General features: G+C 42.8%; 7 protein-coding genes and 1 tRNA gene. 3 read left to right on the top strand and 5 right to left on the bottom strand.

Annotated features, from left to right (window positions below; genetic code table 11):
• Positions 1-24: 24 nt before the first annotated feature.
• The gene (gene hrpA, locus AC1YY3_RS04895; protein WP_481823543.1) at positions 25-3,933 is read right to left on the bottom strand and encodes an ATP-dependent RNA helicase HrpA; all 3,909 of its coding nucleotides are present in this window, start codon (positions 3,931-3,933) and stop codon (positions 25-27) included.
• A 289-nt stretch (positions 3,934-4,222) separates the two neighbouring features.
• On the opposite strand from hrpA, the gene AC1YY3_RS04890 reads away from it, so the two are divergent.
• The gene (locus tag AC1YY3_RS04890) at positions 4,223-6,766 is read left to right on the top strand and encodes a hypothetical protein (protein ID WP_481823544.1); all 2,544 of its coding nucleotides are present in this window, start codon (positions 4,223-4,225) and stop codon (positions 6,764-6,766) included.
• 226 nt (positions 6,767-6,992) lie between these two features.
• Here the strand turns inward: AC1YY3_RS04890 and AC1YY3_RS04885 are convergent, their stop codons facing one another.
• Together AC1YY3_RS04885 and AC1YY3_RS04880 are read right to left on the bottom strand one after the other, a co-directional pair.
• Positions 6,993-7,325 (bottom strand): DUF5615 family PIN-like protein, encoded by a 333-nt coding sequence (locus AC1YY3_RS04885; protein ID WP_481823545.1) that lies wholly within the window; start codon positions 7,323-7,325, stop codon positions 6,993-6,995.
• Positions 7,322-7,552 (bottom strand): DUF433 domain-containing protein, encoded by a 231-nt coding sequence (locus AC1YY3_RS04880; RefSeq protein ID WP_481823546.1) that lies wholly within the window; start codon positions 7,550-7,552, stop codon positions 7,322-7,324. The genes AC1YY3_RS04885 and AC1YY3_RS04880 overlap by 4 nt, the downstream gene beginning before the upstream one ends.
• A gap of 253 nt (positions 7,553-7,805) precedes the next feature.
• Between AC1YY3_RS04880 and AC1YY3_RS04875 the strand changes: the two genes are divergently transcribed.
• Together AC1YY3_RS04875 and AC1YY3_RS04870 are read left to right on the top strand one after the other, a co-directional pair.
• Positions 7,806-8,324, top strand: coding sequence for a hypothetical protein (locus tag AC1YY3_RS04875; protein ID WP_482194345.1), 519 nt, complete (start codon positions 7,806-7,808; stop codon positions 8,322-8,324).
• 2 nt (positions 8,325-8,326) lie between these two features.
• Entirely contained in the window at positions 8,327-11,956 is a 3,630-nt protein-coding gene (locus AC1YY3_RS04870) for an AAA domain-containing protein (protein WP_482194344.1), read from the top strand.
• A 172-nt stretch (positions 11,957-12,128) separates the two neighbouring features.
• Here AC1YY3_RS04870 and AC1YY3_RS04865 read toward each other — a convergent pair.
• Both AC1YY3_RS04865 and rep read right to left on the bottom strand, forming a co-directional pair.
• Positions 12,129-12,205, bottom strand: a tRNA-Arg gene (locus AC1YY3_RS04865).
• 48 nt (positions 12,206-12,253) lie between these two features.
• Complete coding sequence (rep, locus tag AC1YY3_RS04860) at positions 12,254-14,275, bottom strand: DNA helicase Rep (RefSeq protein WP_481823549.1); 2,022 nt, start codon at positions 14,273-14,275, stop codon at positions 12,254-12,256.
• Positions 14,276-14,319 lie beyond the last annotated feature (44 nt).

The following is a 14,319-nucleotide window of genomic DNA, read 5'->3' as shown; positions in this document are numbered from 1 at the left end:
TTGGATAAATCCAAATTTTGGGTCTTATTTTCGCTCGTCCCAAGCCTTTTCCAACCTTTTAGCAGAAATCGGGTACGCTGTTTTCAGTTGCTGGGCAAACAGCGACACCCTGAACTCTTCCAACATCCAACGAAATGGGTCTTGCTCTGGAATTAAGCGATCCTTTTTTGATTTTTTCTCGACATCTTTCCAGTATCTGGTTGAATAACGGCTAATTTCCTGGATTTTTTGCCCTTCATTGTCGGGCTTATCGAGACGGTACTTGATAGCCTTTAAATAACGTGGAATCGCCTTAATCTGTTGGGTAGGCGTATTACGGATAAAGCCCACGTAGACCATCATAGCCAGTTGTTCGGTGATGTCTTTTAACCGTGCATCTTGGCTGTTCAAGCGACCAAGCATCATTTTTATCTCGCCAAACAACGCCATAATGTCGAACACCGTTTTGCCCACGTCGTTGGCGGCCATTATTAATTGGGGCTTGTGTTCCCGCAAAGTTTGTTCAAAGGCTTCCTGTGTCCTGATGGTTTTGCCATCAAGAAACACGCTATTGAGGATCGAATACAGCAAATCGTCTTTGAAAGAGGTTTGCCCATTAGCTTGAATGTCTTGATGGGATTTTATAATGGGATGTGCCGCCAATCTATTATATGCCAATTCGGCAGCCGCCGATTGTGGCAGTGTTTTCAGGAGGTAAGTACAATCTTTACGAAGTTGCAATTGCAATAAACGAACTAATCCTTCCTGATGAGTTGCTGCGGCTTTTGCATCCGTGTCAAAAATGCGTACACCAACCGCATTCCCTTCATCGACAATGGCAGGAAAGCCGACAAAAGTCTGCCCACCTTGAATAAAGGCATACGTTTCCGGCAAATCCTCAAACGCCCATTGGATACAACCCGTGTAATTCAGTTCGTCGGCAGCAATCTGGTCAAAACTTTGTACTGCTTTTACGGTATATTTTTCCTGTAGCTTCTTTAAGTTGCGCCCATAATCCAACATCTGGCCTTGCTCGTCGATGACCCGAAAATTCATCCGCAAATGGTCTGGCAAAGCCTCTAACTCCCATACATTCAATGGAATGGCTTCCCCAGTCAACTTACGTAAACGATTGCCCAGCCATTCTTGCACAGTGCCTTTAAAATCCGGTTCGATTTCAAGGCAGCGTTTAACGGTTTCCGGCACTGGCACGAAATGTTTTCTGATCTGTTTGGGCAAAGATTTGACGAGCGCGATACATTTTTCTTCCAGCAAACCTGGCACCAACCAATCGAATGCCGACTGCGTTAGTTGATTTAATTGATGTACGGGAATAACTGCTGTAACGCCATCTTCATCATGCCCAGGTTCAAAACGGTACTGTAATTTAATGGTCAGATTGCCGATTTTCTTGTTGTCTGGGTAGTCCCATTCGTTAACGTAATTATCCTGCTGACGGGTTAAATCTTCTTTCGTCAAAAACAGGATGCGCGGTTTTTCCCGCTCTGCCGTTTTACGCCATTTATCTAGGGTGATGCCGTTGACAACTTCTGGCGGCAGTTTCTGGTCGTAAAAGGAATACAGCCATAACTCGTCTTCCACCAAATCAACACGTCGGCCTTTATGCTGGATATAACCAACTTCTTCCAATAACTTTTGGTTAGCTACAAAAAACGGTGCATTGCTATGGTAATCATGGCTGACTAAGGCCGATTGGATGAACATTTCCCGCGCAGATTTGGCATCCACATTTTCGTAAGGCACTTTACGGGCGGCTTGCAAGGTCAAACCATATAGCAGAGTGCGCTGGTACACGCCGCAACGTCCGGCTTTCTTTTCCCAATGCGGATCAAAATAATTATGTTTCACCAAATGTCCGGCACAGGCTTCTATCCATTCCGGTTCAATTCGGGCGACATTACGCGCATAAACCTTGCTGGTTTCGACTTGTTCTGCCGCCATAATCCATTTCGGTTTAATTTTATGCAGACCAGAACCTGGGAATATGAAAAATTTAAGTCCTCTTGCGCCCAGATATTCATACTGGTCATGACGAAAACCGATATTGGACAGCAATCCCGTCAGCAAAGCGCGATGAATTTTTTCATAACTTGCGTCGTCGGTATTCGGGTGCAGTTTTAAATCGCCTTTAATGACCTGCATAATCTGGCTATGAATGTCGAACCACTCCCGCATCCTGATGTAAGACAGAAAGTTATCGCTGCAATATTTACGTAACTTGCTGTTAGACAGGTGTTTTTTCTGTTCTTCAAAGGTATTCCAAATATTTAACACCGTTAAAAAATCAGACTCAGGATGACGAAACACGGCATGTTTGGCATCGGCTTGCTGCATTTTATCGGCGGGTTTCTCTCGCGGATCTTGCACGCTTAACACCGACACGATAATCGCAACTTCGGTCAGACAATGCTCGTGTGCAGCCGCGAGTAGCATACGCGCCAGTTTGGGATCAGTCGGTAATTTGGCTAACTGCTTGCCTATTTCGGTGAGTTTACCCGCCTTATCCAAGGCATTGACTTCATGTAGAACCGTTTTGCCGTCCCGAATCATCTTGTCTTCTGGCGGCTCTAAAAACGGAAAGTCTTCTATATCGCCAAGATTTAACGAAATCATCTGCAAAATGACGGCAGATAAATTCGTACGCATGATTTCCGGCTCGGTAAATTCCGGTCTCGCCAGATAATTATCATGCGAATACAAGCGGATACAAATACCTTCAGCAACCCTACCACACCGCCCTGCCCTTTGATTTGCGCTTGATTGAGATATTCGTTCAATCGGCAAACGCTGGATTTTACTGCGATGGCTGTAGCGGCTGATACGTGCGTGACCGGTGTCGATGACGCAGCGGATACCAGGAACAGTAAGCGAGGTTTCTGCCACGTTCGTGGCTAAGACGATGCGGATTTTTCCACCTTTGGGGTTGAACACCCGCTCCTGCTCGCTGACGCTTAACTTGGAATATAAGGGCAAAATATCATATAAGGTTGGGCGATGTTTTTTGAGGGAGTCGGTCGTTTCCCGGATTTCCCGCTCGCCGCTGAGAAAAATCAATATATCGCCACGTAAATCCCTGTACAGTTCATCAACGGCATCGAGTATGGCATTTTGTAAATCATCGCTGGTTTCATCGTCCTCGTCCTTTTGCTCGATAGGCCGATAACGCATGTCCACCGGATAAGTCCGCCCAGACACTTCAATAATCGGCGCGTTGTCGAAATGCGTGGAAAACCGCTGGGTATCAATCGTTGCTGAGGTAATTATCAGCTTTAAATCAGGCCGTTTAGGCAGCAGCCATTTCATGTAACCCAGCAGAAAATCTATATTCAGGCTGCGCTCATGGGCTTCGTCGATGATGATGGTGTCGTACTGGTTTAGATACGGATCATTTTGCGATTCTGCTAGCAGAATGCCGTCGGTCATCAGCTTGATTAAAGAATCGGCGTGGGTTTTGTCATTAAAACGGATTTTATAACCTACCGACTTCCCCAACGGTTCGCCCAGTTCTTCGGCAATCCGGTCGGCTACCGTCCTGGCGGCGATACGTCGAGGTTGGGTATGACCGATAAATCCCGCCGTTCCACGACCGATAGATAAGCAAATCTTAGGCAACTGGGTAGTTTTTCCTGACCCCGTCTCACCACAAACAATAACCACTTGATGGTTTTTTATCAGTTCAGCAATCTCGTCTTTCTTGCCCGTGACGGGTAAATCTGGAAAATTAAGCGCAGGAACGCTAGTAAGCCGCCTGTTTCTTGTCGCCACCGAGCGTTCAATCCGTCCAGCTATTGCTGCAAGCTGGTCAACAGGATTGTTACCTTTTTGGATTTCACTACTTAGCCGGTCTAACTGCCGTTTGTTGGCGTGCCTATCTTGGTTTAGGCATAGCGATAATTGCTGTGTCAGTTGCTTTAGACGTTCTTGAGTGGACATTACAACAACGGGATCAAATGGGGTTATTATACGTTAGCTGCACTCTGCACGGTCGTTTTTGCGGAAGTTTTCACCACGAAGAATACTAAGAGCGCGAATAGTATCGCCTCCACGATGCAAGACGCAGAGCAGCCTTGGCAATATATACATGTTGAAGTGTAAGAACGAAAAAAATGTAATACCTTTGTGAAATATTCACTTTTATTAACTATTTCTCTTGCGATAATGAACACAGATTAATTGTAGGTATGCGCCATTATTGATTAGCACTAACTAGGAGATCAGTCCAATGAACGATAATAACAACAACGACAACGGCTGCAATAGAAAAAATTTTAAACGCCCGGTTAGCTGGTTAATGGGGCGAGAACTCCTCGCTGGTTTGAAATGGATTGCCGCCTATACCTTCATGGGCAACAAGCAAGATCCTAAGGATTGGATGAATACTGCTACCATTACACCGCCACGAAGCAACAACAATGCAACAGATCCTTATTGGTTTGATTACATAGCAGATACCGGAGATGGCATGAGTGCCGTCTACAACATCGCGTATCTGTGTATGAGCGAGCTTTGGATAGACAAAAACAGTAACTTAGGTGCAGACAGCGTTGCGTTAGCCCAAGATTCTACGTGTACTCAGCACTTGCCGCGCGGCGAATTTCTATTTGTCGGTGGTGATGCAGCTTACCATATTGCCGATACTGCTTCTCTGAAAGAACGTTTCCAAACCCCTTTCAATTGCGCTGCCTTGGATATTATCCGTACCAACAAGGCTGTCGATCAGCGTCCTATATACGGCGTTCCTGCCAATCACGATTATTATGATGCTTTACATGGCTTTAACCGTCAGTTCTGTAAGCCAATTACTGATGACACCCACAATCCCTTACTTAATGACCCGAAAGACCCGCAACTTGGCTTGTTAGGATTTGAGCGGAAGCAAACAGCAAGTTATGTCGCCTTACAATTGCCTTTTGACTGGTGGCTCTGGGGGCTTGATTCTCAAGAAGGCAAATTGGATAAGCGACAACAGGCTTTTTTTGTGTCCATTTTTGACCCTGAGCTAGTAAGAAAAGGCGATTTGTTCGACATAAAAAATCAAAATAATGTGCTGGAAACCTTGGGTGAACGTGTGCCGAGTAAGTTAATTGTCACCACGCCAGAACCCAGTACCGTTTTTGGTCGCTGGGCTGAACCAGATGGTGCTATTGCAAAAACCTTTGCGCGTCTTGGCTTAGAAGCCAGTTTCTTAAAAGATAAAGCTGGCGCGTTGCCTAAGAACAAATGCCGACTCGATATTTCTGGCGATATTCACCACTATGAACGATATTGGGGCAATTCACTAAATGATAGCAAGCCGACAAATTATGCGTCGGTGGTAGCTGGTGGTGGTGGTGCTTTTTTACACCCTAGCCACACGGATGTTGATGAGGTACAAAAACAAGCCATCTATCCGTCTCGAAAGGATTCTCACCGATTAATTACCCAATCCATTCTTAATCCAGTCAGCATTTGGCAAGGCGGTTATATTTGGCTAGCAGGCGCATTCATTGCGTATCTGAGTTATTTTGCCGTCACTGTACCCCAAAGTACTTGGTCGTTATTTAAACTGCTCCCCGATAATCTTAGGCCAACCGACTCAAGCCAGCACTTTTTATCAACCATTAAGGTCGCTCTGGATGATACCGCAATCACTCTCGGCAAAAGCTGCTGCTCGAACACCTATTTCCTTGATTTAATATACATAATATTGTTCAGCGCATTGTTGGGTTATTGGTTTTGGAAGACACCAGACCACTTTGAAAAAATAGTCAGCACCAAAAAAACTGACCCTCTCACTTACAATCCTGAGTGGATCAGAACAATTAGCCTTTATATTTTGCCGATTTTAGCTGGGTTTTTACCCTTGCTTTTTTTAAACCAATGGTCTCGTGATGAACTCCCCAACTCTTTTTTAGCGGGCGCATTAATCGATTTGTTCTTTGTCGCCGCAATGGTTTTATTCGGTTTAAGCCGTCGTTACAGTAATATTTTAATCGGCTATGCTCGGTTTAACCGTGAGCCACCATGGGCTTCCGTACCCTTATGGGTTTTCAATGTTCTAGGCATCATTTACGCCGTTTTCGGCTTTCTTCGCTACGGTGCTTATTCGGCTTCAATAATGACCTTCGACTTAGTAATGGTTGTTGTTTGGCTATTTGCAACAGTCGGTTTAGTTGCACTTGCCGCATTTGCAGGCGCACATTTGCTACCACCATCAGGCAAAATCAAATTCGCTATCATCGGTGTCTGGCATGCACTATTACAAGTCTGTGTGCCGGTTTGTTTGATGTTATACAGCGACTGGACAACAATTCTAGTCATTACGAGCATTACTTTAATCGTCACCTATTTGGCAGGACAATTATTTACTAAGGAATTTTTGATTAAAGATTTCTCTCTATCCGATCAGAAAAAAATCGGTACACTGCTTTTTGCCGCTTGGGTCATTATTGGTATCTGCGTGTTATGGTTAGCACACCTAGGCGATCCAATAGCTGTCAATTGCTGGCGATTACTGGCAGCATTTGTGTTAGGTGCAATATTTAGCTGTATCTGGTTTGGCTGGTATTTGGCTGTATCACTGGCTTTTCATGGTCATACTAATGAAGCAGGCGGCGGCGCACGTTCCGAATCCTATCGACACATGATCCGTTTTAAACTCACGGAAGATACCTTGACTGGCTACGTCATTGGTATAGACACACCCGTAACCAGTTTTGCTATGAACGCATTACCAAAATTTCGCCTAGTAGACGTATTTACCATTCAGGCGCAAAAGATAAAGTAATTTTGCTTAGGAGAGCGATTAGCAGGCAGAGTAAAACTCAGTTTGTCTTGTTATCGATCTTTCTACTTGAAGAAAATGACTTCGAGAGGACTCACTACTAAAGTAAAATCAATGTTTACAGCCTGTTTAGTGTAATAATACCCCCAAAGTTACCCCATTTAAAATGGGGCTGCCCTCGTTTTTGGACAAAAAAGCCTATTTGTTAAGGGCTGATCTTTAAATATTGTTATGTGATAGCGATAAACGATACTTGATCGTCCTGGATAAATGAACTGATTGCTTCCAGTTTGTTACGCAAAAGCAATTGAATTTGCCGATTGGCGCAATTTCGGCGTTTGATCCATATCCCTTTAGGCGGGTGTCCGTACAACATGCTTTTATCGTAAAAGTCGGCATCCTTGCTTACCAAAGAAAACCCGATGGCTTTTGCGTAGTCCCAAACGTCTTCGTCAGAACTGCCGCCAAAACCTATACTGTCAACATGCACCGAATCGGGAAAAATATCAATTAACGCTTGAACAAGCTTAGGCGAAAGGTTTTCATCAAACAATAATTTCATCCGCTGATTTCACGGGTATGCCGTTCCCTATCGGCTGCGAAAGCAAAGCAAGCCAGAATGTCTTCGTGGGTCAAATAGTCGAAGTCCTCCAATATCTCTTGCTCGGTCATGCCCGCCGCAAAATAATCAAGAATATCATCGACAGTGATACGCAAGCCCCTGATGCAAGGCTTTCCACCCCGTTTGCTGGGTTCAATGGTAATAATATGTTGGTAGCTTGGGTTCATAAAACTTCATCCCGTAAATGCGTATAATTTCTTATAACTCAATGTCCTTTGCAGCACTCCCGTGCCTCGCGGTTGATGTGGTTAGCTGTATCACAGTATACTAAGTGCTAATAACTTATTAATATGCCTTAAAGCCCAAGTGTCAGGCTAATTAAAATTTTTTTGTAATCCACTTTATCGTAACATCAATAACCTTACACCTAAGTGTTTGTAATAATTGTCTTTTATGGCAACCAATTTTATAGGCTTTCACATGGAAAAAGAAAAAATCTTGCGACAACTTGAAGAAAAACTACTCCCCTCTGTTAAAAACCTAGAACAAGGACAGGCAACGGAACACGATTTTTTTCCAGCCTTATTATGGATGTTATTAGAAAAAAGCAAAGATTCTGAAAGTCTCTTAAATTCCGCAAAATCGGAACAAGCCAAAGAGCTTCAAGCCCTTGCCGAAAAAATCCTGCAAAATGCCCACGAAAACCAACAAAACTCTAGCCGCCACATCGAGCAGAACATATCCGAACTAAGGGATACTCTTACAAATCAATCAAATACCACAAAATCGGAACAAGCCAAAGAACTTCAAGCCCTTGCCGAAAGAATTTTGCAAAATGCCCACGAAAACAAAAAATTTCAAGGAGGGCGGTTTGATTTGATTGAAGAGAAACAAGATATTTTTTTGAAAATACAAAAGAAATTTTCTATCTGGCTGGTAGTGCTTGCCGTTTTTCAGTTAGCAGCTTTATCTGTCTTGGCTTTTATCCTATTGAGATAATCATGAGTGCCATCAAAATTTTACACGATCATCGACAGCACTTTATCAAGCGTTTGCTTACTCGCAACCCACTGCTTAAACGTACACAAAGTGCTTATCGTGAAGATTTGACGGAGCTAGTAAAAGCAAGGGCAGAATTTGAATTACCATCAAACTCATCAAACGATCTTGTGCCTATGGGTTTTGAATTTAACACAACCTCATCCCTAGATGTTCTAAAGAACCTATTGGCATCAACACCTAAAAAAATTGAAGTAATCAATGCCCATAAAAAGAATCTGGCGAAATGCACCAAAATTAAGAACGAAGCCGATGATTTTTTTCACAGCACGGGGCAACTCGGTTTATATTTAGGTTATCCCTTTGTTGTCATTCCATTAGATTCAAGTAAATATTATTTAGCTCCGTTATTCTTATGGGCGGTATCCTGCAAACTAACTGCACGCTCAATTATTTTTGATCGAGTTAGGGATGAAGACGACATTGTTATAGAACCGCAATTAAACCGCATCTTGCAAGTAGGGTTAGCCCATGAGAAAGGGCTTCATTTGAAGTGGGAAAATGCCGAGGAATTATGTTGGCAAAATATAACATCCGAAACCAAAGCCGCATTATCTGCTTTGCCAAAATGTGTCAGTGAATTTGACTCTAGCCAAATTAATCCTCTTCCTAATAAAGACGCGCTAGAGAAGCTAACGGAAGCCAAGGTTCTATCAAGTGCAGTGATTGGTTATATGCCGATTAAAGGGCAAGCCTTGTTAGCTGATTTAGACGAATTGGAAAAACTATTTAGCGGAAACTCAAATAATAGCAAAGTCTTGGATTATTTTTTAACCCCCCGTAAGCTAAAATCGGAAATACCTGCACCTACACCCTCTGAAAATGATAAATGGTTGGTGACAGACTCAGACCATAGTCAAGAGTCCGCACTTTGGAATGCCCGAAAATTTGACTTAATGGTGTTACAAGGACCGCCCGGCACAGGTAAATCCCAAGTTATTGTTAATTTGATTGCAGATGCCTTGGCTAACCAAAAGAAAGTTTTAGTAGTATGCCAAAAAAAAGCAGCATTGGAAGTTTTACAAAAACGCTTAACGGCTATCGGATTGGGCGAATCATTTCAGCTAATTGAAGATGTGCAAAAAGACAGGATGCGGATTATTAAATCAATCCGCGAAATCGAAGGAAACTCTTTAGCGGTAAGAGGTTTTTCCCAGGTTGACATACAACGAAGGGCAACTAGCGATAGCATAAAATCTTGCGAAGAATTTTTGGATAAATCGAATCATTTTTTTACCGACAATAAAAAAGGACAACGATCAACTTACGGGAATATAAAAGCGAGATTACACCGGATAAACAAAAACGGCATTAATGTTTACGAGCACTTGCAAAGTTGCTATCGACACTGTGTAAAAATTGACTTATTGCCAGCTAATCGAAATATTCTTGATGAACTCATCAAAGAAACCAGTTCTTTTGTAGGTACTTATCAAAACTGTAATTACCAAGATAATCCTTGGAAATTCTTGCAAAATCCACCTACTAACGTTGGCGAGGTTAACATCTTACTTAAGCGCTTGGATTCACTTGCTCAAGCGTTAGAGGATAAAAGCACTTATTTTTATAAGTCTAGCCTTGTTTGGTTAGTTGAACATGGTTTGGCAGAAGCTTATTATCCGAGCTTTTTACAAGGCGAATATCGGCAAAACCACAAACAATTTACACAACTCTCTCTTGATACCCAAAAATTAAAAAATTGGCTGGATGGACGCTATATAGATAGCGTTTTAGCTTCTGTACGTGCCGGCGAAGCAATACAACATTATCAGGAATTGCAGAAATATTGTGGTTATATTGAACAAGTGGTACACATAAAAGAGAAATTAAAAAAATTCCCTATATTTGAATTATTACAAAAAAATTCCCCCGATATTATTCAGCACTGGATTGAAATCATTGAATGCTTTTGCTTACAAGCGTGGCTAGATGAGCTAACTTCCCAAAAGACTTTTTCAACCGTTTCTGTTGAACAGCATAAAATCAAGCTTGCCAATGTTGTTGAGAAAAAGCGTAACGAGGATATTGAGCATATTTTAGCGCAGTACAACAATAGGGTTAGCGCAAAAAATGTACTGGATAATAAGCTGTTTTTGCGGCTTAGGAAATCAAAGACAGCTCCAAAAACATCGCTGCGGAAACTATACACGTCGGGTTTTGAAGAGCTACATCAAATTTATCCGGTATTGATGACGAACCCTGAGACGGTTAGTTCGATTTTAGATTTAAAGGCCAACCTTTATGATTTAGTGGTTATTGATGAAGCTTCGCAGATATTTATGGCTGATGTTTTACCACTATTATATCGTGCTAAGGGCGTTTTTATTTCAGGTGATAGGATGCAAATGCCGCCTTCCGATTTTTTTATGTCATTGAGTGATGATGCAAATGCCGATGATGGCCAAGACGACGAGGAAAGTGATGAGCCTATAGTTGACAACAACCGTCTCATACCCGCTGACGGCGAGTATTGCTTTTTGGAAGCAGCTGAATATTCCGTTCAAACAGGCAATCCTAACCGCGCTATGTTGCTTGTGCATTATCGATCTGAATTCAAAGAATTAATCGATTTTTCTAACCATGCGTTTTATGACGGCAAATTAATTGCTGCAACCGGCAATAAGAAATTGCCCGATATTATTAAATCCCCCATTGAATTAAATAGGGTTGAGAATGGGCAAGCCTTAGCGGGTACAAATAAAGCGGAAGCATTGGCAGTTATCAAGCGGATTAAGCATATATGGAAGCAACAAGATTCTTTATCCTTGGGAGTCATTACTCTTAACGTAAAGCAAAAGGATATTATTGATGATTTGTTATTTGAGGAAACTCAAGTTAATCTTGAATTTGCTAGTCGTTTAGAGCGCGAACGGAACAAGATAAAAGATGGCGAAGATATTGGCTTTTTTGTGCGAAGCGTTGAACATGTACAAGGCGATGAAAGAGATATTATTATTTTTTCAACGGCTTACGACGGCGTAAGAAAAAACTTTGGTGCCATTACAAAAAAAGAAAAAGGCAGAAAACGCTTAAATGTCGCTATTACACGCGCCAAATCAGGAATGATTATTTATTCATCGCTCAATATTGATGCCATTTCAAATGATAAACAGCGCGATGACAGTGAAAATTTTTGGTTTTGGAAATACATGTGTTATGCAAGAGCCGTTAGTTCGGGTGATGCCAAAGCATCTAACCTAATTTTGCAAAGCTTAAATCCTAAGTTTCAAAAATCGGCAATTCACGGAGAAGCAGACTCCCAGTTTGAAGAAGATGTTGCTGATTTTTTACTAGACAACGGTTTCCACGTGGATTTTCAAATTGGGGAAAGCGGCTTTCGCATTGACTTAGGTGTCAAAAAAAATGCTACCGACAGTCTATATCTGTGTGGAATAGAGTGTGATGGTAGGCTATATCATAGTAGCTGGACGGCTAGATTAAATGATGTATGGCGGCAAAAAATCCTAGAAAATAAAGGCTGGCGGATTGTTCGTATCTGGAGTAACGACTGGTTTGATAATAGAATACAAACACAGAAAAAACTTTTAGCTGATTTAACAATATTAAAATAATGGTTTTGATGCTGAGGATTACCGCGAGGAGAAATGATAATAAATAGCTTGCGCCCAATCTATCCAGGTGAAATATTGCGGGAAGAATATTTGCTGCCTTTAGGTGTATTAGGCCAGCTTGCTTACTTTTAAAGACCTTATTGGACTTTGTGGAAGCACGGAAAGCAGTAAGTGGCGCGCCCGAGAGGATTCGAACCTCTGACCTCAGCCTCCGGAGGGCTGCGCTCTATCCAGCTGAGCTACGGGCGCGTGGTGATATGGGATGTAGCCGGACATTTTACCGGATTGGGTCAGTAATTACGATAACATTGTTTTGAGGTTGGCGAGATTGGCTTTGCCGCGCTCTTTTATTACTTCCGAGGACAGCTGTTTTTTGTTGACCCATTCCAGGTCATCTTCGGGCAATTCGCCCAGAAAACGGCTGGGCTGGCATTCCATTATGTCGCCATATTTCTTGCGGTGAGTGCAGTAGCTAAATGTTAAGCTGCGTTGAGCGCGGGTGATACCTACATAAGCCAGCCGACGCTCTTCTTCTATGCCGTTCGTGCCGTTAACGTCGTCTGATTCAATTGTGTTTTGGTGAGGCAGGATGTTTTCTTCCATCCCTACCAGAAATACATGCTGGAATTCCAAGCCTTTAGCTGAATGTAAGGTCATCAAACTCACTTGATCGCCGCTTTCCTCTTCCTGATTGCGTTCCAGAATATCCATCAACATGATATTGGCGATAATTTCAGCTAACGGCTTTTGTTCCTTGCTGTCTTTATCCGCAATGCGCTTAAGCCAGTTGATTAATTCAGCCACATTGCTCATTTTGCGCTCTGCCGACTCGCTGGTTTTGCTGTTTTCCCTTAACCATTGCTCATAGCCGATTTCGATAATCATTTTTTCGATGACGGCAAACGTGTCATCCCGCTCAACGCGTTCGGCGGTAGCGATAATCCAATCGTGAAATTTTTCTAAGCGAGCGATTGATTTACTGGACACGGTTTGGCTTAAGCCTAATTCGGTACTGGCGGCAAACAGGCTGATTTGCCGATGATTGGCATAAGCGCCCAATTTTTCTAAAGTCGTCGGGCCTAGTTCCCGCCTGGGTGTGTTGATAATCCGCAAAAAAGCGGCATCGTCATCGGGATTAACCAGCAACCGCAAATAAGCAAGCATGTCCTTGATTTCGGAATAAGCGAAAAACGACGTGCTGCCACTAATAAAATACGGGATATTGTTTTCCCTCAGTCCGCGTTCAAACAACCTAGACTGATGGTTGCCACGGTATAAAATGGCATAATCCTGATAGCTGCCACCCGTCTTGAATTTATGATGAATCAATTCTGCAACCATTTGCTGCGCTTCGGTCAGCTCATCCTTATGGCTTAACACCCGCAGTGGATCGCCGTAACCTAACTCACTCCACAGCTTTTTTTCGTAAGTATGGGGGTTATTGGCTATCAGCTGATTAGCCACTTTAAGTATTCGCCCAGTAGAACGGTAATTCTGTTCCAGTTTAATCACTTGTAAGCGCGGATAATCTTTTTGTAGCTGACTTAAATTTTCCGGTTGAGCGCCGCGCCAAGCGTAAATCGACTGGTCGTCATCACCCACTACTGTAAATCGTCCCAGATTTCCGGCAAGCACCTTGACTAATTCGTACTGGGTAATATTGGTATCCTGGTATTCATCCACTAATAAATAGCGAATGGTGTTCTGCCATTTTTCTAAAATGTCTGGATTCTGCTGAAACAACAAAACAGGCAATAAAATCAAATCATCAAAATCGACCGCATTATAGGCTTTTAAGCTGCGCGTGTAATCGGCATAAAGTTGGCTGATTGCCGATTGGTCTGCAATTGAATTCAACTCAGCTTGCTTTACGGTAACAAAAGCATTTTTCCATTGCCCGATTTGACTAGCGTATTGCTCCACCTTGTCACCTTCGCAATCGCTGTTGCTATGAGCGATTAGATTTTTCAGCAGCTTTAATTTGTCTTCCTCATCGTATAAGGTCAGCCCAGCCTTGTAGCCCAATATATGGTGTTCTTTACGGACAATCTCCAGTCCCAGAGCATGAAATGTACAGACTCGCAAACCACGAGCCTGCTGCTTATCGAGCAACTTGGCAACGCGGCTTTTCATTTCTCGCGCAGCTTTATTAGTAAAAGTTACGGCGGCAATATGACGGGCAGGTAATCCTTGCTTGACCAAATAAGCAATTTTCTCGGTAATGACCCGCGTTTTGCCGCTACCGGCTCCCGCTAACACCAACAAAGGAGACTCGACAACTTTAACAGCGGCTTGCTGCTGGGGGTTTAATTTGGTCATTGATTCTTTTGGCTTTCGTTGATTGAGTTGAAAGCCCCGCTTAT

This window comes from Methyloglobulus sp. (assembly GCF_964779595.1).
The sequence above is the reverse complement of the archived record's forward strand: the minus strand, read 5'-3'. Positions and strand labels throughout refer to the sequence as shown.